Origin of the sequence: Janthinobacterium pasteuri, from assembly GCF_051380775.1 — a bacterium.
In the GTDB taxonomy this organism is placed as follows: Bacteria; Pseudomonadota; Gammaproteobacteria; order Burkholderiales; family Burkholderiaceae_D; genus Janthinobacterium.
The window spans coordinates 257,555-281,564 of sequence record NZ_JBNYXS010000002.1 but is presented as its reverse complement, the minus strand read 5'-3'; the positions used below and the strand labels follow the sequence as shown (position 1 = coordinate 281,564).

At 61.7% G+C, this 24,010-nt stretch carries 24 protein-coding genes; 9 read left to right on the top strand and 15 right to left on the bottom strand.

Features of this window, described 5'->3' with window-relative positions:
* The first annotated feature begins 20 nt into the window (after positions 1 to 20).
* From ACQ4WN_RS03685 to ACQ4WN_RS03670, 4 genes are all read left to right on the top strand, one after another.
* The gene (locus tag ACQ4WN_RS03685; protein ID WP_436550313.1) at positions 21 to 839 is read left to right on the top strand and encodes an MlaE family ABC transporter permease; all 819 of its coding nucleotides are present in this window, start codon (positions 21 to 23) and stop codon (positions 837 to 839) included.
* A 55-nt stretch (positions 840 to 894) separates the two neighbouring features.
* Complete coding sequence (locus tag ACQ4WN_RS03680; protein ID WP_436550312.1) at positions 895 to 1,926, top strand: MlaD family protein; 1,032 nt, start codon at positions 895 to 897, stop codon at positions 1,924 to 1,926.
* Entirely contained in the window at positions 1,923 to 2,594 is a 672-nt protein-coding gene (locus ACQ4WN_RS03675) for a hypothetical protein (protein WP_436550311.1), read from the top strand. Before ACQ4WN_RS03680 ends, ACQ4WN_RS03675 begins: the two co-directional genes overlap by 4 nt.
* 87 nt (positions 2,595 to 2,681) lie before the next feature.
* Complete coding sequence (locus ACQ4WN_RS03670) at positions 2,682 to 4,010, top strand: ATP-binding protein (RefSeq protein ID WP_436550400.1); 1,329 nt, start codon at positions 2,682 to 2,684, stop codon at positions 4,008 to 4,010.
* Here the strand turns inward: ACQ4WN_RS03670 and nosR are convergent.
* The 8 genes from nosR to ACQ4WN_RS03630 form a co-directional block, all read right to left on the bottom strand.
* On the bottom strand, positions 4,007 to 5,344 hold the full coding sequence (gene nosR, locus ACQ4WN_RS03665) for a response regulator c-di-GMP phosphodiesterase, NosR family (RefSeq protein ID WP_436550310.1): 1,338 nt from the start codon (positions 5,342 to 5,344) through the stop codon (positions 4,007 to 4,009). The genes ACQ4WN_RS03670 and nosR overlap by 4 nt on opposite strands.
* Positions 5,341 to 6,804 carry an ATP-binding protein gene (locus ACQ4WN_RS03660; protein ID WP_436550309.1) on the bottom strand — a complete coding sequence of 488 codons (1,464 nt, stop codon included), beginning with the start codon at positions 6,802 to 6,804 and terminating at the stop codon, positions 5,341 to 5,343. The genes nosR and ACQ4WN_RS03660 overlap by 4 nt, the downstream gene beginning before the upstream one ends.
* A gap of 14 nt (positions 6,805 to 6,818) precedes the next feature.
* Positions 6,819 to 7,658 (bottom strand): HDOD domain-containing protein, encoded by an 840-nt coding sequence (locus ACQ4WN_RS03655; RefSeq protein WP_436550308.1) that lies wholly within the window; start codon positions 7,656 to 7,658, stop codon positions 6,819 to 6,821.
* Positions 7,655 to 7,987 carry a hypothetical protein gene (locus ACQ4WN_RS03650; protein ID WP_436550307.1) on the bottom strand — a complete coding sequence of 111 codons (333 nt, stop codon included), beginning with the start codon at positions 7,985 to 7,987 and terminating at the stop codon, positions 7,655 to 7,657. The genes ACQ4WN_RS03655 and ACQ4WN_RS03650 overlap by 4 nt, the downstream gene beginning before the upstream one ends.
* Positions 7,984 to 8,850 (bottom strand): response regulator, encoded by an 867-nt coding sequence (locus ACQ4WN_RS03645; RefSeq protein ID WP_436550306.1) that lies wholly within the window; start codon positions 8,848 to 8,850, stop codon positions 7,984 to 7,986. Before ACQ4WN_RS03645 ends, ACQ4WN_RS03650 begins: the two co-directional genes overlap by 4 nt.
* Positions 8,851 to 8,997: 147 nt before the next feature.
* Complete coding sequence (locus ACQ4WN_RS03640) at positions 8,998 to 9,462, bottom strand: hypothetical protein (protein ID WP_436550305.1); 465 nt, start codon at positions 9,460 to 9,462, stop codon at positions 8,998 to 9,000.
* A gap of 81 nt (positions 9,463 to 9,543) precedes the next feature.
* Positions 9,544 to 10,806, bottom strand: a complete 1,263-nt coding sequence (locus tag ACQ4WN_RS03635) for a DEAD/DEAH box helicase (protein WP_436550304.1) — start codon at positions 10,804 to 10,806, stop codon at positions 9,544 to 9,546.
* A 79-nt stretch (positions 10,807 to 10,885) separates the two neighbouring features.
* Entirely contained in the window at positions 10,886 to 11,944 is a 1,059-nt protein-coding gene (locus ACQ4WN_RS03630) for an Lnb N-terminal periplasmic domain-containing protein (RefSeq protein WP_436550303.1), read from the bottom strand.
* A 184-nt stretch (positions 11,945 to 12,128) separates the two neighbouring features.
* Between ACQ4WN_RS03630 and ACQ4WN_RS03625 the strand changes: the two genes are divergently transcribed.
* The 4 genes from ACQ4WN_RS03625 to ACQ4WN_RS03610 all read left to right on the top strand — a co-directional run bounded on the left by ACQ4WN_RS03625 (position 12,129) and on the right by ACQ4WN_RS03610 (position 14,876).
* Complete coding sequence (locus ACQ4WN_RS03625; protein WP_436550302.1) at positions 12,129 to 12,833, top strand: hypothetical protein; 705 nt, start codon at positions 12,129 to 12,131, stop codon at positions 12,831 to 12,833.
* A gap of 42 nt (positions 12,834 to 12,875) precedes the next feature.
* Positions 12,876 to 13,238 carry a glyoxalase superfamily protein gene (locus tag ACQ4WN_RS03620; RefSeq protein WP_436550301.1) on the top strand — a complete coding sequence of 121 codons (363 nt, stop codon included), beginning with the start codon at positions 12,876 to 12,878 and terminating at the stop codon, positions 13,236 to 13,238.
* A gap of 216 nt (positions 13,239 to 13,454) precedes the next feature.
* Positions 13,455 to 14,318 (top strand): flagellar motor stator protein MotA, encoded by an 864-nt coding sequence (gene motA / locus ACQ4WN_RS03615; protein ID WP_070255446.1) that lies wholly within the window; start codon positions 13,455 to 13,457, stop codon positions 14,316 to 14,318.
* A gap of 255 nt (positions 14,319 to 14,573) precedes the next feature.
* Complete coding sequence (locus tag ACQ4WN_RS03610) at positions 14,574 to 14,876, top strand: HNH endonuclease (protein WP_436550300.1); 303 nt, start codon at positions 14,574 to 14,576, stop codon at positions 14,874 to 14,876.
* A 1,832-nt stretch (positions 14,877 to 16,708) separates the two neighbouring features.
* On the opposite strand, the gene ACQ4WN_RS03605 is transcribed toward ACQ4WN_RS03610, so the two are convergent.
* The 4 genes from ACQ4WN_RS03605 to ACQ4WN_RS03590 form a co-directional block, all read right to left on the bottom strand.
* Positions 16,709 to 17,323, bottom strand: a complete 615-nt coding sequence (locus ACQ4WN_RS03605; RefSeq protein WP_436550299.1) for a hypothetical protein — start codon at positions 17,321 to 17,323, stop codon at positions 16,709 to 16,711.
* An 881-nt stretch (positions 17,324 to 18,204) separates the two neighbouring features.
* Positions 18,205 to 18,888 carry a class I SAM-dependent methyltransferase gene (locus ACQ4WN_RS03600; protein WP_436550298.1) on the bottom strand — a complete coding sequence of 228 codons (684 nt, stop codon included), beginning with the start codon at positions 18,886 to 18,888 and terminating at the stop codon, positions 18,205 to 18,207.
* Between the two features lie 118 nt (positions 18,889 to 19,006).
* A complete protein-coding gene (locus ACQ4WN_RS03595; protein ID WP_436550297.1) occupies positions 19,007 to 20,824 on the bottom strand; it encodes a DUF4153 domain-containing protein in 1,818 nt (605 codons plus the stop codon).
* Between the two features lie 93 nt (positions 20,825 to 20,917).
* Positions 20,918 to 21,157, bottom strand: coding sequence for a hypothetical protein (locus ACQ4WN_RS03590; RefSeq protein ID WP_436550296.1), 240 nt, complete (start codon positions 21,155 to 21,157; stop codon positions 20,918 to 20,920).
* A 47-nt stretch (positions 21,158 to 21,204) separates the two neighbouring features.
* Between ACQ4WN_RS03590 and ACQ4WN_RS03585 the strand changes: the two genes are divergently transcribed.
* Complete coding sequence (locus tag ACQ4WN_RS03585) at positions 21,205 to 21,363, top strand: MerR family DNA-binding transcriptional regulator (RefSeq protein ID WP_436550295.1); 159 nt, start codon at positions 21,205 to 21,207, stop codon at positions 21,361 to 21,363.
* 18 nt (positions 21,364 to 21,381) lie between these two features.
* On the opposite strand, the gene ACQ4WN_RS03580 is transcribed toward ACQ4WN_RS03585, so the two are convergent.
* The 3 genes from ACQ4WN_RS03580 to ACQ4WN_RS03570 form a co-directional block, all read right to left on the bottom strand.
* A complete protein-coding gene (locus ACQ4WN_RS03580; RefSeq protein ID WP_436550294.1) occupies positions 21,382 to 22,023 on the bottom strand; it encodes a choice-of-anchor C family protein in 642 nt (213 codons plus the stop codon).
* 152 nt (positions 22,024 to 22,175) lie between these two features.
* Positions 22,176 to 22,670: a ribonuclease E activity regulator RraA gene (gene rraA, locus ACQ4WN_RS03575; protein WP_436550293.1), complete on the bottom strand. Its 495-nt coding sequence runs from the start codon at positions 22,668 to 22,670 to the stop codon at positions 22,176 to 22,178.
* A 32-nt stretch (positions 22,671 to 22,702) separates the two neighbouring features.
* Entirely contained in the window at positions 22,703 to 23,953 is a 1,251-nt protein-coding gene (locus ACQ4WN_RS03570; protein WP_436550292.1) for an MFS transporter, read from the bottom strand.
* Between the last annotated feature and the right edge of the window lie 57 nt (positions 23,954 to 24,010).

Here is a 24,010-nt window from a genome sequence, read left to right as displayed (position 1 = left end):
CAGACGGATGTTAAGATGCCATGATGACCCTATCCGTCTCCCTCATCATCAGCCTGCGCCGCCTGCACCGGGCCACCATGGCCTGGCTGGTCAGCTGGTGGCGCATGCTGCATTTCGCCACCCTCGTGTTTTCGCTGGCGCTGTCGCCATCGAGCTATAACCGCGACAACCGCCCCATCCTCGCGCACCGCCTGGTGACGAATACGGCGCCCAACCTCGTGTGGTTCAGCGTCGCCTGCGCGCTGGTCAGCCTGGTGCTGATCCGCATCGTCGTCGTCAGCGCGCAAAGCTACGGCCTGTCGCGCTATGCGCTGGAAATGGTGGTACGCGTGCTGGTGCTGGAACTGATCCCGCTGACGGCCGCCCTGTTCGTGGCCCTGCGCCTGACCCTGCCCGACGGCATTGCGTTCGCGCAAATGCGCTCAAGTGGCGTGCTCGACACCATGCAACGCCAGGGCGTCGACCTGCTGCGCCGCGAATACTTTCCGCGCGTCATGTCCGGCATCTTCGCCGTGTGGATGCTGGCCATCGTCAGCTGCGTTACCTCGCTGATCCTCGCCTACATCACCATTTACGGTTTTACCCCTTGGGCGCTGCAAGGCTATACGCGCGTGGTGGGGCAAATCTTCAATCCGGCCGTGGCCCTGATCCTGATGCTCAAAGTCATCTTCTTCAGCTTTGCCGTGGCCCTGATCCCGCTGGCTTCCTCGTATTATCCGGAAGAGCCGCACGGCCGGCGCAACCGTCTGTGGGCCGCGCACGGCCTGTCCGAGATGCTGCGCCTGTTTTCCGTCATCCTGCTGATCGAAGTGGCTTCGCTGATGGGCAATTACTACTGATGCCCCGCCCGCCACCGCCAGCGATCCCGAACCACCCATACGAGAGCCAGAATCCATGAGCCAGAGCCAGCCCCCCAATCCCGACCAGGTCGACGTCACGGCGCCCGCCGGTCTCACGCAAGATGCCGTCCTGCCCGCGCCGCCGCCCGTGCGCCACGCCGAACTGAAGGCGGCCATCCTGCTCGTCTTCATGTTCGTGCTGGTGGTCGGCTCCGTCGTCTACCTGATGTACGCGCGTGGCGCCTTCGAAGCCACGCAAACGCTGGTGCTGACCACCGACGATTCGGACGGCGTGGGCGTGGGCGCCGACCTGACCTTTTCCGGCTTTCCCATCGGCCGCGTGCAGCGCATCGAGCTGGCGCCGGACGGCAAGGCGCGCGTCATCGTCGACGTGCCGAGAAAAGACGCGCACTGGCTGCGCAGCAGCTCCATCTTCACGCTGGAACGGGGCATCGTGGGCGGCGCCAAGCTGCGCGCCTACAGCGGCATCCTGACGGACCCGCCGCTGCCCGACGATGCCACGCGCGACCTGCTGGTGGGCGACATGGCGGCGGAAATCCCACGCCTGCTGGCCGCCGCCAAGGATTTGCTGAACAACGTGGCCAGCCTGACGGGCACCGATTCCGCCCTCGACGGCACCTTGCGCAATGTGCAGGCCGTCACGGGCAAGTTGAGCGGCCCGGGCGGCGCCATGGGCTTGCTGACGGGCGACGACAAGCAGTCGCGCCTGCTGGTCGAACGGGCCAACGCCCTATTGCTCACGGCGGACCAGCTGGCGCGCCGCACGGATGGCCTGGTGGCGAATGCCGATACGCGCGTCTTTGGCGAAAAAGGCGTCATGACGGATGCGCAGGCGACCATCGTGCAGCTGAACGCCCTCTTGGCCGACACGCGCGCCAGCCTGAAAAAGGTCGACGCCGTGCTGGTCGAGGCGCAAGCCGTGGGCGCCAACGCCAGGGCGGCGACAGCCGACCTGGGCCCGCTGCGCGCGGACGTGGAAAGCAATCTGCGCAAGGTTGAGCAGCTGGTCAATGAAATCAACCGCAAATGGCCATTCAAGCGCAATCCGGAGATCAAACTGCCATGAGAAATATCCATACCCTCCTGTCTGCCCTGGCCATGACAGCGCTGGCGGCCTGCTCCAGCGGCCCGCCCGTGCCGGACTGGAAGATGAATGCGCAAAGTTCCGTCGAACGGTTTCAAGCAGCTTATTTGAGCGGCAACGCACTGGTCGAACAGACGGAATTCCGGCGCGCCCGCAGCCAGGTGGCCGGCACGGGCAAGCTCGATCTCGTGGCGCGCATCGAATTGCTGCGTTGCGCCACGCGCGTGGCCAGCCTGGCCTTCGAGGACTGTGCCGGCTTTGACGCCCTGAGCGCCGACGCCAGTGCCGCCGACCGCGCGTATGCGGCCTGGCTGGCAGGCAAGGCGCAGGGGGCCGACATCGCCCTGCTGCCGGAAACGCAGCGGGCGGCAGCCAGCGCCAGCTCGGACACGGCCGCCGCCAGCGCCGTGGCGGCCATCAAGGACCCGCTGTCGCAGCTGGTGGCGGCCGGCGTGCTGCTACGCGCCAGCCGCGCCACGCCGGAGCTGCTCGATACAGCTGTGGCCACTGCCTCGGACCAGGGCTGGCGCCGCCCGCTGCTGGCATGGCTGGGCGTGCAGCGCCTGCGCGCCGAACAGGCGGGCGACACGCAAGCGGCGCAGCGCATCGCGCGGCGCATGACGATCGTGGAGCAGCCGCTGGCGCCTTGAGCGTGCCGATGGCGAGCCTGGGGCAGGCAGAATCAGGCATAATCGATCCAGGATGGCAGCGATGCCGTGCAGCAGCGAGGTGTGACGATGCAGTTCGAGGATTTCGACCTTTCCACTCCCGATGCCGGCCGACAAGCCGGGGCGACGCCTGCCGATGAAGATTCGGCGGCCACGGCCGTGCGCCTGCAATACCTGCTCGACAATACGCCCTCCATCATCTATTGCACCGTCCCCAGCGGCGACTTCAAGATGACTTTTGTCAGCAACAATGTCTTGAATGTGTTGGGCTACCGGCCCGCCGATATGGTGGCCGACCCCAATTTCTGGTTCGACCACATCCATCCCGACGATGCGCCCGGCATTTTTTCCAGCCTGGCGCAGATCTTCGTCGAAGGCGCGCGCGCCTATGAATACCGCTTCCGCGTGCGCGACGGCAGTTACCTGTGGATGCACGACAGCCTGCGCCTGGTGCGCGACGAGCACGGCGTGCCGTTCGAGATCATCGGCTCGCTGACGGATATTACCGAACGCAAGCACATGGAAGCGATGCTGCAGGCGCGCGGCGAAGAGCAGCAACTACTGATCAGCAAGTTGCAGGAAGCGCACGACCAGTTGCTGCAATCGGAAAAGATGGCCTCCATCGGCCAGCTGGCGGCCGGCATCGCGCATGAAATCAATAACCCGATCGGCTTCGTCAACTCCAACATGCGTTCGCTGCAAGGCTATGTCGACACCCTGTTCGGCGTGATCGCCCAGTATGAAGCGGCGATGCGCGAGACGCTCGACGGCCCTGCCCTGGCCGCGCGCGTGGCCCAGGTGCGCGGCCAGGCCGACCTGACCTTCCTGCAGGACGACATGGTCGATCTGGTGCGCGAATCGATGGATGGATTGAAGCGCGTGCGCGACATCGTGCAGGCGCTGAAGGATTTTTCCCACGTGGGCGAGACGGACTGGCAGGTCGCCAGCCTGCATGCAGGCCTGGACAGCACCCTGAACATCGTCGCCAACGAATTGAAATACAAGGCGCGCATCGAAAAACAGTATGGCGAACTGCCGCCGATACTGTGCCTCGCCTCGCAGCTGAATCAGGTGTTCATGAACCTGCTGGTCAACGCGGGCCAGGCCATCAGCGGCGACGGCGTGATCAGTATCCGCACCGGTCATGCGGACGACTGGGTGTGGGTGGAGATCGGCGACACGGGTGCCGGCATCGCACCCGAGCACCTGAATCGCATCTTTGAACCGTTCTTCACCACCAAGGCTGTCGGCAGCGGCACGGGCCTGGGCCTGTCGCTGTCGTACGGCATCGTCAACAAGCACGGCGGGCGCATCGAGGTGGCATCTGACGTGGGCCAGGGCACGCGCTTTACCGTGCACCTGCCGGTATCGCCGCCGACGGCCCAGGCCGCGCCCTAGCCTTCCTTGACAGGCGCGTACACGCGAATGCTGAGCCGGCCGCCATTCTTGGCTTCGAAATCGAACAGCTGGGCAATCACGCGGGCCGTCAGCACGTGTTCGGCAGCCAGCAGCATCAGGCCATCGCGGCTGATCAGGTCGCGCGACAGCACCATGCCCGGTTCCAGCTGGCCCGACAGCACGGTCAGGTCGCGCGCCGGCGGCTCCGTCTCGTCCATGATGGCGCGGAATGCGGCCACCACGGCGGGGTCGTAGCGCTTGCCGACGCTGTCGTAGATCAGGGTGCGGGCCTCTTCGGCGCGCAGACTGCGCTGCACCATGGCGCCGATCTGCAAGCCGTCATAGTCCGACGCCAGCGCCAGGATGCGCGCGCCCAGCGGAATGGCCAGGCCCACCATGCCGTCGGGAAAGCCGCCACCGTCGAAGCGCTCCAGTTGCGAGCGCAGGATCACGGAGACGGCACGCAATTCATCGAGCGCCATCAGCAATTGTTCGGCCCGCAGCGGATGCTTGCGAAAGGCGGCCAGCTGCTCGCCCGTCCAGGCGCTGGCTGGCAGTTCCAGCACATCGTCGCTCAAGCTGAGTTTGCCGATATCCTTGAGCAGGGCCGCGATGAACACGTCGCGCGCTTCCTGCCCTTCCAGGCCCAGCGCCTGCGCCAGCTTGCGCGACAATTCCGCCACCCGCCGCGCATGGCCGACCAGCTTGCCGCCACGCATCTCGATCAGATTGGAAAACACCTTGATGGTCGTCACGAACGTGGCTTTCAGGCGTTCGTTGGCCGCCTGCACTTCGTCGTGCGAGTGTTTCAGCTGCTGCGTGCGCGTGGCCACCTTCGCTTCCAGGCTGGCGTTAAGCGCCTGCAGCTGCACGTTCTGGCTGGCCGTCAGCGCTTCCAGACGCAGTTTTTCCTGTTCCAGCGCGCGCCGTTCCAGCGCGTGGCGCACCACCAGCACGATATCGTTCTCGTCCCAGGGCTTGGTCACGTAGCGGTAGATTTCGCCCTGATTGATGGCGTCGAGGATGGACTGGATGTCCGCGTAGCCCGTCAGCAGCAAACGCATGGTGCCGGGCCAGCGCTGGCGCACCTGGGCCAGGAATTGCGCGCCATCCATGTGCGGCATGCGCATGTCGGAGATGACCAGGTCCACCGTCTCGCTCTCGAGCAGGGCCAGGCCTGCCGCGCCGCCGTCGGCCGTCAGCACGCGGTAACCGTGCGGGCGGAACAGACGCCGCAGCGACGACAGGATATTCGGTTCGTCGTCGACGCACAGGATGGTCGGCGGCGCGGCCGCCGTACTGGTGCTCATGCTGTCCTGTTCATTGGTGGTCATGGTATGGCGGCCTGTGCCTGGCGCACGGGCAAGGTGATGCGGAAGGTGGTGCCGCAGCCGATGATGCTGCGAACGTCGATGCGGCCATGGTGTTTTTGCACCGTGCTGTAGGCCAGCGACAGGCCCAGCCCCGTGCCCTTGCCGACGGCCTTGGTGGTGAAGAAGGGGTCGAAAATGCGCGACAGGTGTTCGGGCGCGATGCCGCCGCCCGTGTCCTCGACCTCGATCCACACTTCCGTCGCGTTGTCGCTGCCCGTGCGCAGGGTGATGCGACCGCGCGCCTCGTCCATGGCGTGGGCCGCATTGACGACCAGGTTCATGATCACCTGGTTCAACTCTGAGGGCTGGCATTCGATGTCGGGAATGTCGCCATACTCGCGCACCACCTCGGCCTTGTACTTGATCTCGTTATTCACGATATTGAGCGTGGTATCGATACCCTGGCGCAGGTCGGCCCAGACCCATTCCTGGTGCGCATCCGTGCGCGAAAAATCCTTCAGGTCCTGCACGATGCGGCGCACGCGTGAAATGCCTTCCTTCGACTCGCCCATCAGCAGCGGAATGTCGGTGCGCAGGAAGTCCAGGTCGATCTGTTCGCGCAGCGCGCACAGCCGCGCCGCCACCACCGCGTCGGCGATGGCCGGCTCGGCTTCCTCATAGGCGTCGAGCATGCTGAACAGATCATCCAGATACCCCTCCAGCGTGCCGACATTGGAAAACACATAGCCGATGGGATTGTTGATCTCGTGCGCCACGCCGGCGGCCAGCTGGCCGATCGAAGCCAGCTTTTCCGACTGCAGCAGCTTTTGCTGGGCCAGCGACAGCTTGCTGTTCAATTCCGTCAGGGCCAGGTTACGCTCGCGCAATGCCATATCGGCGATCTGGCGCTGGCGGATATCGTCGGCCAGGCGCTCGTTCATGTCGGCCAGCTGGGCCGTGCGCTTGGCCACCAGGTGTTCCAGGGTGTCGTGCGCCTTGCGCAGCGCCAGTTCCGCAATGCGCCGCTCGCTCACGTCGCGCAGGGTTTCGATGGCGCCTACCAGGCGCCCTTGACGGTCGCGCAGGGGCGCCGCCGTAAAGTGCAGCCAGTGGCCGTCGGGGCCGATATCGGCAAAGAAATCCTCGGCCTCGAACGCGCCGGGGATCACGGGAGAGCGCTTCAGCTTGCCAAGGTAGAGGTCATTTTCGCCGAGCGCGATATCGTCGGCCACCAGCAAATCGGCCAGGCAGGCGCGCGGCTGCGGATAAAACGCCTTCCAGTGGTCGCGCGTGCCGACCATTTCGGCGGCCGTAAAGCCCAGCAGCTGTTCGCAGGCGCTGTTCCAGTGCGTCACCACGTGGTCCGTGTTGATGGCGAAGGTGGCCACGGGATGACCATCGAAGAATGCCGATAGCGCGATGGAATCGGAGTGGCGGCGTTCCGGCGTGGCGGGCAGCGCCTGCCCTGCGTCTGTTTCCATGGCCTCTTTCTTGTTCATGCCAGCATGATCCGCGACATTTCATCAAAGGTATGTTCCGTTTGCCGCAGCAGCGCAAACCAGGTTTGCTCGTCCAGGGCCAGGCTGCGCCAGACTGCGGGCGACAGGGGCGGCACCAGTGCATCGTCGATACCGGCCAGATCGAGCGCAAGGGCGATGGCATTGGCCATATGCACGGCCAGCGGCAAGCTGCCCGCCTCCAGCCGGTCGATGGCGTGGTGGTCGGCCACCGCCTGCTGTATCGCCTCGGGGAACTTCCAGTAAGCGGCCAGGGCGCTGCCCACCTGCGCGTGATCGATGCCGATGACGGCCAGTTCCGCCTCGGCCATCTGGCAGTCATGTACCTGGCGGTAGCTGCGCACGAGCGCGTGCTCGGCCGGGAAACGCGTCACCAGCACCAGCGTGCCCAGATCATGCAGCAGGCCGGCCGTGAACGCCGTTTCGGGATTGATGTGCAAATGCGGCGCCAGCAGGCGCGTGGCGATAGCCGTGGCCAGCGAATGGCGCCAGAATGCCTGGAAGTCGAAACCGCCGGCCACCGGCGCGAAGCTGCTCGTCAGGGCACAGGCCGTGACGACGGTGCGGATGCTGTGAAAGCCCAGCACGGATACGGCTTGCGGAATGCTGGTGACCTTCGATTGCATGCCATAGAACGAGGAATTGGCGATGCGCAAGGTCTTCGCCGCCAAGGCCTGGTCCAGCTCGATCTTTTGTGCCAGCACATGCACGTCCGTGTCGTCCTGGTCCATGCTCGACAGCAGTTCCAGCACCACCACCGGCAGCGACGGCAGTTCCTGTATCTGGCGGATGATATGTTCAAAACTGAGCCGTGTCATGCCCCGCTCCCCTGCCGGTAGCGCTGCAGCAGCGCCAGCAGTTCCGCCCCCGCGGAGTCGGGCGGCGTGGCGCGGAACAGCACGGTCAGCCGTTCCAGGCGGCGCAAGCGTTCCTGCTCGGCATGCGCCTGCGCGGCCGGGTCAGGCGCCGCTTCCATGACGACGTGGCAGCGCTCCACATTGCGCCGGCGCAAGGCCGTCAGGCTGGCCGCCGTCAGGGTGGCGCCCTGGGCCAGCAGCACGGCGCCGCTGGCGTCGCTCAGCGCCTGCGCCAGCACCATGCCCTCCTGCGCCTGCTCCATGGAAATCTCGCACCCGCTGTCGCTCATGTACCCACTCCATGACGGCTCAGTGTGACCAGACTGCCGCGCGAGCGCGAATGCAAGCCCATCGGATGGACCGCCACGACATACGGCTGGCCATCGATGGCGGCCAGGCGGGGCGTGTCCTGCCCGTCGAACAGCTGCGGCAAGACTAGCGCCGCCTCGTTGCCCAGCAGGGCCGCGCCCCGTTCGAACAGGTTGGCCGCCGCCGCGTTGATGAAGGCGATCATGCCGTCTTCATCGAGTCCGATCACGGGCAGCGGCAAAAATTGCAGCAGTTCGCGCGCGATGCCCAGGCTGACCTCATCGCGGCTGATCTGGTGCTGCTGCTGGCGCACCAGCGCCTGCATGGCAGCATTGGCCGCCGCCAGCGCCTGGTTGGCGTCGCGCAACTGCGCATTCAGGCGCACATTGTCATCATTGATGCCCTTCAGGCGGAAGGCTTCGGCGATATGCTCGCGCAGCTGGTGGTCTTCCCAGGGCTTGGTGAGGAACTTGAAGATGGCGCCTTCGTTGACGGCATCCGTGACGGCCTGCAACTCGGTATAGCCCGACAGCATGATGCGGATGGTTTGCGGACACAGCAGCTTGGCCTTGCGCAGGAAGTCGGCGCCCAGCATGCCTGGCATGCGCTGGTCCGACACGATCACATCGACCGCATGGCTGGCCAGCACATCCAGCCCTTCCTGGCCGCTGCCGGCCGTGAGGATATGGTAGGCATCGCGCCGCAGCAGACGCTTGAGGGAAGCGAGGATATTCGGCTCGTCATCGACCAGCAGCAAGGTGCGCGGCTGCGCGGCAAGCTGCTGCACGGCATCCACCGTCGGCACCGCAGTGCCCGGCATACCATGCTCGTCGTGCACATCCATCGGACCATCCTCTCATCGCCACAGCGATATGGGAGCTTGCCTGGAGCGGGAATCTGCCGCGCGAGACAGTCTTGTGAGTCTTGCGCGGCAGCCAGCTTGCACTGAAATTATACGACTAAATATTCCTGTATGACACTTATCCGCCACTTACCCGCGCCGTGCCGGGCAAGGTGTGTCGCGGTAAAACACAAAGCCACCCAGGCCGATGGCTTGCGTATCGGCCTTCACGGCGTACACCAGCGTGTTCCTGGCCGCCTCGACCCTCAGCAGATTCTTGTGCAACACCGTTTGCGCATGCGCCAGCTCCAACGAAGGCGTCGGTGCCAGTTGCAAACGCAGTTCGGACGTGGCCGCATCATACGCCCAGCGGCCCGGGTTGAAGAAGGCGAAACCGCCGTCGAAACGCAGGCTGCCATCCTTGAACTGGGTCAGGCAAATACCGGGAAATTCACTGGGCGGGTTATACCAGGTAGCGGCCACGGCCGCATCGGCTGGCGCTTTGCCCGGCATCTGCATGCCGTTCGTGCCATTCTTCCCGCCCATGCCGGCGCAACCGGCCAGCGCCGCGAAGCAGGCGGCAGCGGCCAGCCGTTTGATCGTGATACTGTGCATTCCCGTCCCCTTGCTTTATAGAAACACAATCTTAGTCCGGGATGGCTGGCGATTCAAGCGGCTAGCGCACATAAGGCGGATTTAATTGCCTTCGGCCGCCCTGGCAGCCAGGGCGGCGGCTTCGCGCAATTTGTCTTTCTTGCTTTTACGCGCGCCCTTCACGCCGCCATTCAGCGTATCGGTAACGGGATTCACGGGCGCGGGCAATTCCGTCGGCTCGAAACCGGCCACCACTTCGCGCACGATGCGCAAGTCATTGCGGTTTTCAATCAGGCGAAAATGCGCTTCCATATCGGCCGTTACAAAACTGATGGCCGTGCCGCTTTCGCCGGCGCGGCCCGTGCGGCCGATGCGGTGCGTGTAGTCGACGGCCGAACGGGGCAAATCGTAATTAACGACGGCCGGCAAGCCGGCGATGTCGATGCCGCGCGCAGCCACGTCGGTGGCCACCAGTACCTGCAAACGCCCGGCCTTGAAGTCGGCCAGCAACTGGCTGCGCGTGCCCTGGCTGAATTCGCCATGGAAGGCGCCCACGTGCAGGCCCGCCCGCTGCAGCTTGTCGGCCACGTGTTCGGCCGCGTACTTGGTAGCGACAAACACCAGCACCCGATCCCACTGCTGCTGCAGAATCAGGTAGCGCAGCAGTTGCGTGCGGCGCGGCACGTCGACCGTGATGGCCCGCTGCACGATATCGGGCTTGTCCTGCGGTTCGGACGCCACCTCGATGCGCACGGGGTCCGTCAGCAGGCTGTCGGCCAGCGCCTGCACGCTGTCGGGGAAAGTGGCGGAGAAGAACAGGTTTTGCCGCTGCTTGGGCAGCAGCGCCAGAATCGCGTTGATTTCCTCGCTAAAACCCATGTCGAGCAGGCGGTCGGCCTCGTCGAGCACACACAGCGACACGCCGCCCAGTTTCACGGCGTTCTGACGCACCAGGTCCAGCAGGCGGCCCGGCGTGGCGACGACGATATCGGCGCCGCCACGCAAGTCCATCATCTGCGGATTGATCGACACGCCGCCGAATAGCACGGAAATCTTCAATTTGACGGGCAGCGGCTTGGCCAGCGCGTGTACCGTCTGCCCCACCTGTGCCGCCAGCTCGCGCGTGGGCACGAGGATCAGCGCGCGCACCTGGCGCGGGCCGGAAGCGGGCGCCATCAGCGCCTGCAGCAGCGGCAGCGCGTAGGCGGCCGTCTTGCCGGAACCCGTCTGGGCCGCGCCCAGCACATCGCTGCCGCGCAGGATGGCGGGAATGGCGGCCGCCTGGATGGCCGTCGGCGCGGCATAGCCGGCCTTGTCAACGGCGCGGACCAGGGCGGGAATCAGACCCAGTGAGGAAAATGGCATAGCGGGCCTTCTTTATTCGTCAAGTGAGACCGGCCGCGAATGGCGGCCGGTCGGAATTGCGACAGTATAAGGCAGACCGCTACTGACGTGGCATTTGCAGCTTCGGAAAGCCGGCTTCGTCGTAGCCCGGCATGGCGCGGCGGATCGCGTGCGAAAAATCCGCATCGTCATTCGCGGCCCGCGCGCGCGCCGTGATGTGGCCGCCGTCCCGCAGCTGCTGGAAGCTCAAGCCGGGCACCAGGCCCTTGACGTCGAACAGATAGCGGTCCAGGTAACCCGAGGCCAGCAGGCGGTAGTCGAACGGCAGGCCCGGCACGATGCGGCGCACCATCTCGAAGACGATGGAGGTGCAGTTCGCCGTCAGTGTATTGTAAAACTGCGGCTTGGTCTTCAGCGCCTGCGCTTCGTCCAGGTAGGCCAGGAACAGCGAGCGCATGGCCGCTTTCGGCATCATCACACGGTACAGATGCATGTCCTCGCCCCGCGCATTCGTGCGTACGCGCAGGATGTCGCGCTCGTCGGCAGCGATCAGGCTCATCTCGAAATGCTTGAAAAAGCCGCCGATGGCGGAAAAGCTCTCGCCCTTTTCCTTGCGGATCTCGATGGAAAACGTCAGGAAGCGCCCGTCGGCAAAGCCGAACGAGATCAGGGTATGCGCAATGTAGGGCCCGGTCCAGTATGAGAGTGCCGCATCCACCGTGCGCAGCTCGTCGAGGTCGTAGCTGCGCTGCTCCCACCGGACCGTGTAATCGTCATCGCTGCGCCAGTCGAAATTGCGCACATTGTCCAGCGTGACCAGATTGCCCGTCACCTTGCCCGTGACATTGCGCGCCACGTCGTCGGCCCACACGCGCTGCTGCTTCGGCGTGATCAGGCTCCACCACAGGAGCAGCAGCAGGAAACCGGCCGCATACGGCAGCAGCACGCGCACATCGCCGCGCGTCCACCACAGCACTACGCTGGCCACACCCAGCGCGCCCCACAGCAGGGCGCCGATGGCTTGCGCCGCCGTGCCACCAGAGAGCTGGTACCACAGCGCCAGCGCGCCCCACAGGGCAGTCAACAGGAGAATCAGGGAAACGGCCATTTTGCCGAGAGTGGCCAGCACGGAGCGGGCACGCAATGATAAGAAAGTCATGCCCTGATTATAAGGGCAAGCGAAGGAAGAGGTGCGTCCGGGCAAGTACTACTGCAACAGGCCGTGGCAGAAAAAGCATTGCTTGCCTGTCAATTTATTTCATGAGAGCATGTTGTTCAGATAAATTGGATGGGCAAGATGCCCTGTTACCACAGTGATGCCTTGCCATCCCAGGAGATACCTTTTGCAAGCCCCTTCCCTCTACGCCCTCGCCGGCAGTCTCAATTCCCTCTTCATCGTCGTCAGCCTGCTTGGTCTGGGGTCGCAGCTGCAAAAGATCTGGCGGCGCAAGCACGATGCCGGCATCGGCGCGGGCAAGACGACGGACATCCTGTCCATCAACCAGTTCACGGTCAGCTTCCTCGCGTATTGCGCGTTCTTTGTGTACGGCTATTCGATCACGCCGTTCAACCACTACATCGTCTGGCCCCGTTTGATCGCCTCCCTGATCGCGCTGGCCATCCTGTATGAAATCGCCCGCGACCGCCGCAGCCAGACATCGCGCAATGCGCTGCTGGCCTGCGCGCTGCTGCTGTGCGGGGGCGTGGCGGGGCTGGCCTTCGGCCCCACCTTCAGCGATGAAAAGCGCGTGATCTCGCAAAGCCTGATCGTCGCCGTCACCGTGCTGCTGGCGCAGGGCTATGCGCACCAGATCCGCCTGATCTGGCGCTCGGGCAAGACGGGCGCCGTGTCCCTTAAAATGAGCCAGTTCATCCTGGCGATGGACATCAGCACCATCTTCTTTGCCTGCGTCATGGGACTCGCCACGGGCTGGCCCCTGCTGCTGCTCGCCTGCGTCAGCGCCACGACCAAACTGATCATCATGTGGCTGTTCCGCTGGGAAGAGATCAGCCACGCCGCACGCCTGAAGCGGCAGGCGACGGCCTGAGGCTAGAATGATGGCCTTGCCACCTTTATTGAAAGGGCCGCCATGCAGCTATCCCCTGCCATCCCCATCCTGCGCAGCTTTTCCGAAGCCAAGGCGCGCGAGTTTTACCTCGATTTTCTCGGTTTTACCCTGGACTGGGAGCATCGCTTCGAGCCCACGGCGCCGCTGTACCTGCAGGTGACGCGGGGCGAACTAGTGCTGCACCTGAGTGAGCACTACGGCGACGCCACGCCCGGTGCGGCGCTGCTGATCCCCGTCGATGACATCGCCGCCCTGCATGCGGAGCTGCAGGCAAACGATTACCCGTATGCGCGGCCCGGCATCCGCGACGAGGATTGGGGCCGCATCCTGGAAGTGGCGGACCCGTTCGGCAACAAGCTGCGCTTCTGGCAAACAACGCAATAACGCTCACTCCCCGTTCAGCGCGCGCATTTCCGCGCACAGGTTCGCCAGCCCACCTGCAGGCGCACGGCACGCCCGACGAGCTGGCACCAGTTGCCCGCCAACGTGCACGCTTTAATCAATTTTCTCGACCAGCAGTCGCAGCCGGAAGCGGCCACGGCAACCGAATCAGGTTAAACTATAATATTGCGATACGGCAATATTATGAAGGAGTAAGTTTTGCTAGTCATACTCGGATTTCTCGTCGTGCTGTTTTCCGTCTTCGGCGGCTTCGCCATGCAGGGCGGCCACCTGGCGGCCCTGTTCCAGCCGCTGGAATTGCTGATGATCGGCGGCGCCGCGCTGGGCACCTTCTTTGTCGGCAACGACGCCAAGGCCATCCGCGCCACGTTCGCCGCCCTGCCCACCCTGTTCCACGGTTCGCAATACACCAAGGCGCGCTATATGGAACTGATGGGGCTGATGTATGAAATCCTCAGCAAGATCCGCAAGGAAGGCTTGATGTCGGTCGAGGACGATATCGACGACCCGTACCGCAGCCCCATCTTCGTGAAATACCCGTACACGCTCGGTGACGAGCACATCCTGGAATTCATCACCGATTACCTGCGCCTGATGGTGTCGGGCAATATGGACGCCTACCAGATCGAAAACCTCATGGATAACGAGATCGAGACGCACCATGAAGATGCGGAAATGCCGATCCAGACGATTTCGCAGCTGGCCGACGCCATGCCCGCCTTCGGCATCGTGGCCGCCGTGATGGGCGTGGTGCATACCATGGCGTCCGTGGGTCTGCCGCCGGCCGAGCTGGGCGTGCTGATCGCGCAGGCGCTGGTGGGCACCTTCATCGGCATCCTGCTGGCCTACGGCTTCATCGCGCCGCTGGCCAGCTTGCTGCGCCGCAAGCACCATGAAACGGCGAAGATGTACCAGTGCGTGAAAGTGACCTTATTGGCCAGCCTGAACGGCTATGCGCCGGCGCTGGCCGTGGAATTCGGCCGCAAGGTCATTTCCGCCACGGAACGCCCATCGTTCAGCGAACTGGAAAACCACGTACGCCAGGTGCGCACAAAGAACTGATACGGCCTGTTTCACTTGCTCGACGCATCAGGTTTCCGGCGCCGTCAAGACCCGGTTCCACAGGTGGCCGCCGGCAGCGCGTCCTGCAGCCAGGTAGGCGGCAAGGGCCGCGTACAAGCACATGCTGTATCAGTCGAACGATTGCTACAGCGGCGATACTGGCCACCCCGCCAGGACAAACTTCAGAAACTTGGCGTGATGCCGCCAGGGGCGAATGATATAGTGGCGGGAATGTATACACTGAAAGAAACTGCCATGAAAAACGACACAACCGCGCGCCCGCAAGCAAGCCAGGCACCTGCCAGGCTCAGCAAAGGGGACTTCGTCACCGCACTGCGCAAGCTGCTGCAAGAAGAAGGAAAGGCCGGCAAGTCCAGCGTGGACGTACGCGCTGCGACCCTGCACACCGATGTTGGCGTTTATCCGGCGCGCGGCCACTCTATGCCGACCTGTTGCACGGTGATGTATGAAGAGATGAAGCCGGGTGACGAGATACTGCTGACGCCACCCGGCGGCAAGGGACCTACGCTGTTGGTACGCTATAAATTCCCACGCTGAAAATCGTGGTCTGGGAGACAGTTTATAACTTAGTGCAAATGTAGACGATGCAGTAGCAGCGAACCCATTGCCAAGTAAATCATGTTCTCTGATACGTCAACGCGCTGCTCGTCATCACGCACCAATCGTCAGTAACTTACAGCGCGCAAAAGCAGGCGCTCTGCTGAGGCCACCTGGGCCAGATAGGTCATCCTTCACCGTCCGTCATGGAGAAGGAAGGCCGCGTTTGCTTGAGCTAGGCAGGCGTCTCTGCAGGACAGGGGATATAGACAGGTCAGACCCGATCTCGTCGCTGGATCAGGCAGTCACGGGATCGCACACCAAGAGTCTGGCCCCCACGTTCCATCGGATTCTCATTTGCCAAGAACGATGGATCAGGAGTGGCTTAGCTACCACCAGCGATGCAAACCACCAACCGGCACCGTCTGCTTTCGCCCCGAAACGGACACCTGAACGCAGGCTTGGTGATATTGAATTCTACCCAAGGTCGAGATCTTCGTTCGCCACATCAAATGCAAGAAGCATCTCCACGCCCTCCTGATCGTCGCAGTCAATCAATAGCTCGCCGGAATCGAGTATGCCAGTGATTGGAACCGTCATGCCAAATGTGCCGCTCAATCCAATCTGAAGTGACATCCCTGGGGACACAGCTCCCGACGATAATGAACCACGAACAATTGCTAATCGGCCGTTGCCATAATCTTCGATCGAGGTGCAATGAAAATTTGTTCTCACGAGTAGCCCAAGGTAAATGATCAGCTGCGCAGCTAAGCTCGGCCAAAGGAAGAGTTAAAAACGCGACCGTCCGCTTCTGGCCGGTTGCCGCCGTTCATGTGAGACAGCTTCCGCCCCAAAGCGGAAGTACAAGTGAGCCTAAAGCTCAGTGTCTGGCGTTAAAGTCCCAAAGCTACTGCCCAGTCTTTTTCGTTCGGTATGCAATGGCAGCATACAAAAAAGCGACTCCGGCCACTCCGGCTGCAACGCCATATTGGTGGTCCAGGCAGAGGCTAGCGCTACTCAAGCCAAAAATACCTGCGACGATTGCAAAGCCTTTTGATTTCTTCATTTATTTAAATTTTTAGGAATAGAAATGACGGGTGCTCGTGGTTACGAACAGCAATAGAGAGTAAGAAATTGCCAAGAGGAAAAACTCACACATTGTCACATTGGTGCGAATGGCGGCTTCTGGCCGGGTGCAGGCACTAGAAGCTAATTAGCGCGGCTCTGCATCTCGAACTACTGCCCGGATGCACTGGAACAGTGCGCTACTTTTATCTGAACCATGAATGTGTTGGCACTCCTCGACCTTCGGAAGCATACTGATAAGACGCGGCATTCTCACCGCACCCAAAGTCTCCCGAAGGCAAATCTCCGAACGGAAAGAATAGTGTGTGTAGGAGGAGAGTTTTGGATAATCGAACGTGTCCTCGACACTCTCACGCATTGCGCTTACGACGCGAAGCGTGAGGCTTCTTGGGGCCTCAGGTATCAACGAAAGCACCTCGTCTCTACCATGTCCATTTGCACGAAGCGAGCCAGCAACTAGGGCCGACTTTGCTTGGTCAACACACAGAACATTCGACGCCTTTATCATCTCATCGGGGTCTGGGAGCGCCCAACGTTCAACTGCTTGTGCTGGCACAGCGATGGCAGCGAAAACGTAAATCAATGTTTTAATATGTCTCATAACTTGTAAGTTTCGATTTTATTATTTCACTGGCTGCGTCTGCTTTTGGCCGGTTGCCATCGTTGGCAGGTACCGCCCCGAAGCGGACATTTACGCACCAGCTAACAGATCGTATTGCGGCAGTGACTATAGCTCCGACCGCGTCTCATTCTTCACTATAACGATCGGCCACATGCAAAGAGTGGAATGAGACGAGGTCGCCGCATCTAGCCGCTTCATGATACGGGGCGTTGTCGATCCTGCCGATATAACCCCCGTTTTGCTCATCGACCGCGGTAATTTCTACCCACAATCTTTCACACTGGCCATCATCTCGATCAGAGTCTTCATGGGCGAATCGAAAAACGATTTTCACGTGTGATGCAATGTCAAGATTTTCCCGTATTTCGGCAGGTGGCGGCTTTATGTCCGTCAAATACTCAGAAAGCCAAACGGCATCTTCCAAGTAATAGCCATTCTCTGCAAATGAGGGAAACGGATTGTCCTTAAATCGATCCCAATTTCGCGCGCGTTCGTTCCACTCCGCTCGCCATCCGTATGGCAAGTCATGCAGGACTGTAAGCAAGTCGTTATATTTGATCATCTCTGCTAGACAGGCTATTTGGAATGAACTCACCGTTGTTACATCGGATACTCCATGAAATTGCCAGTCCCCATCGTAATCATGGTACACATGCTTGACCGGCGAACCATTTAATACATCCGTAGTCGTGTAGCATGCAGTATTGGGAGCGTCACGAAATTTCCAGGCAGTTGTCATCTTATCTTCAGATTAAGTCGATTTGGTAATTTTTTGGGAAATGCAAAACTTACGGCGGCTTCTGGCCGGTTGCCGTCGTTATCAGGTTCCGCCCCAAAGCGGACATTGATCGCGACGCAGTCGCGTTGCCGGCATTAACTTAAAAGTTCGTTGTAGCGGTCTTGAGCAGATTCACGGAATTAGGTATTGGAATAATAAATGAACAAGCCAGCCACAACCACAATCCAGAAAACGATACCGGATAAAGCGCCTAGCTCCGCATTCATGACAAACTTCCCGTCGGGCCGACGCATAAGGCGATTGCCTTTACAACACATGCCTTTCCTGTCTGGTTCGACAAAAACGCGGCCAAGGGTGAGGAGTGGCACAACAATGTAACTAGTTAGGTAACCGGCTACATGCAAAGCAAATTCAAGTATAGGTCGCAGTATAAATTCCGCCAGTGCTTCTAGTGCCATATGCCTCCCTTGTTTATGTCTGCTGCTGGCCGAACCCGGCCGTTCGGGCCAGCATAGCAGGTTGCCAGGTTGAAAATCTATGGGGGACCATGACAGGCCGGAACCGACCCAAAGCGGCCGCTTACAGATGTTGGTCCCGCTCTATTCGCCAAATCTCATGACCAATGTCGCGAGCTACCGACATCTCAAGGTCGAAAGCACCCATTATCAAAAGGAGACATTCGTGTCGTTTGAATCCATCCTCGCGGGCCTTTCGATATACCTCCTCGGCAGAAGCGCCGCGCTGCTTCATCGCTAGGTAGGGGGTTGGATCTTGGTTCATGTTACGAGTTCAATCTGAGGGAAAGTTAGGTGGTATGTCTGCTTATGGCCGGTTGCCGTCGTTGTCCGATGCCGCCTCAATGGCGACATTGGCCATGGGAGTCAGGTGGTCTGGCGCATGCCACCAGGACTAGGTGCCGTGGACTCGAAGAGAGAAATAGTCCAAGTGATGTCGGGATACACGGACGTGGCTTCTACGCCCAGGTCTATTTCACTAAAACCAAAAGATCTCAGAATAGAGCCGACAACGTCAGAGTGGTGGTTTTCAAAAAAGCGGTCATCTCGATCACGACGATCTCGAAGCAAACCAGGGTGCATCGAAGGTAATGAGAATAGTACCTTCGCGGTCGGCTTGAGCACCTGCAGAATGGATTTCCACGACTCTACAAAACAGTCCTCGTGAATATGCATCAACACTGCACTACACAGCACGCCATCGAAACGTCCGCCGAATGGCACGCGAGTGATAGGTAGCAGACCAGGCTTCACGCGCCCCGCCAGCTCGGGATGTTTAGTCAGAGAGTATGTTCGCATCGATTCATTGGGTTCGATGCCATAGGCGTCAACGCCATTTTTTATTAAAACCGCCAAGTCTCGGCCGGAACCCGATCCGACATCCAGTACCTTGTCGCCCTCTTTAAAAGCAGCTTGAAAATATTTAGACATGGCGCTGTACGACGCTTCTGAATCGACCGTGCCATGTTGCACGTAGCTTTCATAAAACTTGGCCGTCATGTGATCCATGCTGAGGCTCTCCATTGCGTCTGCTGCATCGTTTTGCTCCATACCGCTTTCGTCTGCTTCTAGCCGTTCGCGGACGGTCAGAATGACTCAGCGCACGAAATCACTGCCTTCATGACAAAAAACAGGTTTTGTCTAGCGCACCAGGTCCTTTCACTGCCATTTAGGGGCTCGGTGCCGTTTCATCCGGGCAGCTTACCTCGTCCTCTGGCGTATATAAAGTCATCGGCACGCGCTGGCCGTCGACTTCCAGCTCGCGCACTTTCGGTGGCACCAGCTGGAATTGGCCGGCCTGCAGTTTCTCGCGCAGGGGCTTGCAGCGCAGGGCGTCCACGGGGATTTGCCCGCGCGCAGTCCAGCTGCCATCTTCCTTCTCCGCCAGCAAGACCGACGAGGCGCGTGGATCATTGCTGATCAGCAGCACGTCCTGCTTGCCATCGCCATCGAAATCAAGCAGATAGGCATCGCACTGCGGCCCTGCCCGCTTCAGACAGGCGGGCAGACGCCAGGCCGGGCTCACTTGCGTCCAATCCTGGCGCAGGAAGCTGTCCGGCAACTTCGCCGTGGCCGGGCGCAGGGTCAGGTTGATCGACACGTCGCTCAACGCGCCCGTCTCGTCGAGGCGGTTCTGGCGCTTGAGCATGGCCTCGGCACGGGCCCGCACGATAGCCGCATCGGAGCCCGTCGTGCGTTTGCTCAATTCCTGCAAGGCCGCCTGGCCATAGCGGGCGCCCTGGAAGCGCAGGTATTCGAAATCGAACTTATCCACGCCAACCTTGCCGCTGTCCAGGCGCGCCATCTGGCTGGCCACGGAAATGCGCGCCGGGTCCGCCAGCGGCGAGAACAGGGCAAACAGCACCAGCACGGTGACAAAGGCGGTGGCCACGTTGACGTTGGCGATCAGGTGCAGCCAGTCGCCATACTTGCTGGCCGCCCAGGCATAGCCGGCGGCGTAGCAGGTGGCGACCAGCAGGCAGGCGCAAGCGATCAGGCGGTCGGCCGTCCAGCCATGCGACATCACGCGCAAGGTCAGCGCATAGATGGCGATGCCCACCACCCATGGCAGCAGCAGACAGGCCAGGCGCGTGCCCAGGCGGATGCCGCGCGCCACGCCATGGCCCACTTCGCCATTCTGGAAGGCGGCATTGATCAGCACCACCAGCACGCCGGCCATGCCCAGCAGCACGGACGCCGCATGGCGCGTGGCCCACAGGCGCTCGAAGCCGATGAAGGGCAAAGTCAGCAGGAAACCGGAGACCAGCACGGCAGCGATCGGCATCAGCCACGACAGCAGCACCAGCAGCAGGGTGCGGATGCCGCGCACGATGGACGGGCGCACGTCCGTGATGTGGATGGCAAACGAAAACGCGAAGCAGATGACGGGAATCACGAACCAGGCCTGGCCCAGCAGTTTTTTCAGGAAACTCAGCTTGATCAGCAGGAACAGTTGCCCACCCAGCCACAGCACCAGCCACAGGCCCAGCACGAACAACAGGGAAAACAGCAACTGGATGCCCAGCTTCCAGGCGATTTCAAAATAGGTCGGATAGCGGGCGATGCGCTGGCCATCCTGGGCGCTGGCCAGCACCAGCGCGTGGGCGATATACAAGCCCACCACGCAAAAACCGAACAGCTGGGCGGAAATCACGCGCAGCGGTGCACCGGGCTTGTAGTTGCCCCAGATGACGTGTTCGGCGCCGCGCGCCACGTCATGCCAGGCCAGCACGGCCAGCACGACGGCAGCACCCGCCATCCACAGGGCGATGCGCTTGGCCGGCATGTGGCCCAGGCTGGAGACCAGCAAAATGGGCAGCAGCAAGCTGGTCAGCATCAATGGCCCCAGCAGATAGGCTTCCGTGGCGGGCCACACCTTGTCTTGCGCCGTGCTGTACAGCCAGTACAGCAGCAAGCCTTGCAGCAGGCCCGTCACCAGGCGCGTCACCGCGATGCGCGGCGCTACCACCGGATCGAGCAACGCCATGTTTTTTCCTGCGGCATTCTGCTGCATAGTCATTCCCTTAGAGTCGTTTATTGCTGTAAAGCACGACCATTATTGCATTTCGTTATCGTCATCTCAACAGCGATTCGCGCGGCTCCCTCCCCGCGCGCCTTCGCGGGGGCGCAGCGACAGGCTTTGCGCCAGGCCCCAGGCCAGTTCCGGCACGAGGAACAGCCACAGCAGGGGCTGGCCCGTTACCAGCAGCGCCCACGCCATCCAGGTGGCAAACAGATGGCGCGCCGTCGCATCGAAACGGCCGAAACGGCCGAAACGCGGCTGCGGGTCCAGCATGCGCAGCACGGACCAGACCATCATCACGCTGCCCAGCAAGCTGCGAATGAGCAGATGAAACAGTCCGAATTATGAGAGAAACCACCATGCAGATCGACGAGATGGCGCAGGCGACGGGCTTGAGCCGCGATACCCTGCGCTTCTATGAAAAACGGGGCTTGCTGCGCGCGCGGCACGCAAGCCCCCTGAAAAACAAAAAACCGCCTGTGCAACGCAGCAGGCGGTTTTGATATGGAACAGCGCCGGACTTACTTGGCGGCCTTGCGGCGGCGCAGGAAACCCATCAGGCCCAGGCCAGCCAGCAGCATGGCGTAGGTTTCCGGTTCCGGCACGGCGGCCATCACGGACACGTTGTCGATCACGGCGCCCGAGAAATTGTCGAACGGCGTGCCGGCCTTGGCAGCGCTGGCAAACGACAGGGTCGCCATGCCCGTGCTGGCAGCGGTGAAACTCAGGGTATTGCTGTACAAGGTGTTCGAAGCGTCGGCCGTCGAGTAGAAATCGCCTGCCACGCCGCCGAAATTGACGCTCACGCCCTGGCCTGCAGGGCCGCCGGAATTGCGCGCCATGTCAAAGCTCAGGTTATACGTCTGGCCGGCAACGACACTGAAATTTTGCGACAGGTAACCCGGACCTGGCGTGCCCAGCAAATCGATGCTGTAGCCATTGATGGCATTGTAGGCATTGCGGATCAGGTCGACGGAACTGGCACCCACGCTCCAGCCCGTGATGGCCGACGAACCGCTGTTGACGACTTTAAAACCGCTGTCGAAGGTGTAGCCGGAATCGACCGTTTCAAAATTGCCATTCGTAATCAGGTTGACGGGGCTGGCGCTGGCGGTGCCTGCAGCAAACAAAGCGACAACTGCTGCGATGGTGGCGATTTTCATGAGCTGATTCCCTTGCTTTGTTGATATTAAAGTTACCTTAAGTGAAATCATATCTCAGCCACGATGAAAATCAAAGAACTTTGCAAAAATATATTTAATGTGAACAATTTGCAACGTCTTCAAACGCACTCCCCCTCCCGGAAGGCGATAGCTCAATCAAGTTCCTGGCGCGCCACCAGGATGCCGTCCGCATCGGCGTAGATCCAGTCGCCCGGATGCACGGCCACGCCGCTGAGCTGCACGCGCACGTCGCGCTGGCCGGCGCCCGTCTTGTTGCTCTTGCGCGGATGCGTGGCCAGCGCGCGCACGCCGATCTGACAGACGTTGATTTCCTCGCTGTCACGGATGCAGCCATCGACGACGATGCCGGCCCAGCCGTTGCTTTCAGCCAGCACGCCCAGCTGGCCACCCACCAGCGCGCGGCGCAGGCTGCCGCCGCCATCGATCACCAGTACATGGCCCTGGCCCGGCGTTTCCAGGGTGCTACGCACGAGGGCATTGTCCTCGAACACTTGCAAGGTGGTGGCGGGCCCGCTGAAGCGCACGTGCTGGCCAAAGGCGCGGTACACGGGCGGCAGCACGGCCAGGGTGCCATCGTCGAGCATGGCTGCATAGTCGTCGCACAGGTCGGTGGTGGCAAAGGTCATGGAAACTCCTTTCGTGACAGATGGCAACGATTCTATGCCTTTTGCAGCGCCGCGGCACGTGTTTTACCGCCCACGCCCACGGCCGTGGCAATGGCCAGCGCCTGGAACACGCCAATGAAGACAAACAGCAGGGCCGGATGGTCGCCATCCATCAGCGCGCCAAAGAACAGGGGCCCCACGGCCAGGCCGCTGTCGAGGCCCGAATACACGACGCCATACACGCGCCCCGTGGCATTCTTGGGTGCAGCCGCGCGTATCATCAGGTCGCGCGACGGCCCCGCCACGCCGGACGTCAGGCCGATGGCGCCCATCAGCACCACTGCACCCCAGGCCGGCACGACGGCCATGGCCAGCAGCACGGCCAACAGGGCGGCGGCGGAAAAGGCGATCGCCACGTTGCGGTCCGGCTGCTTGCTGCGCGCGCCCACCACGCCGCCTGCCAGCATGCCCACGGCCGAAGCCAGCATATAAGCCGTGTAGGCGCTGGTGGCCAGCGCCAGGCTCATGCCATACAGCTTGACCAGGGCCACGCTGGCAAAGCTCTGGATGCCGCCCAGCGCGATGGCGGTAATGAAGAAGAAGGCAAAGCACATCCACACGGCCGGCAGGCGCAGGAAATCCAGCGTGCCTTCGCCACTGGCGGCCAGCCCCGGCGTGGCCTTCCTGACAGGCTCGGGGCGGATGGCGTGGCGGTTCAAAAACAGGATCAGCAGCACGCCAAACGGCAGCACGGCCGCGCATTGCAGCGCCACCCGCCAGTCATACTGAGTGGCAACATACGTCATGAACAGGGGCGCCAGGGCCCAGCCGATATTGCCGCTGATGCCATGCACGGAAAAGCCGTAAGCCACGCGGGCCGCCGAGACGCGCTGGTTGAGTATGGTGTAGTCGGCCGGATGGAACACGCTGTTGCCCATGCCGGCCAGCATGGCGCCCAGCATCAGCGCTGCATAGCTGTGCGCGGTGGACAGGGCCAGCGCCGACACGCCCAGCAGGAATATGCCGGAGAACAGCACGGCGCGGGCGCCGAAGCGGTCGACGACAAAGCCGGCCAGCGCCTGCCCCACGCCCGAAATGATGAAAAACACCGTCATCAGCAGGCCCAGTTCCGCATACGACAGGCCGAAGGCAGGTTTCAGCCAGACGAACAGGGCCGCGAGGATCAGATGGTAGAAGTGCGACACGCCATGCGCCAGTCCCACCAGGGCGATGACGCGCGCATCGCTGCGCAAGGTTGGCGGTGACTGCGGTGGCAAGTGGCTTGCCGAGTTAGTTGTTATCATGTCATACCCTGTCTTATACTGATGAAGCTCAAGTGTATGCAAAATACCATCGTCTGT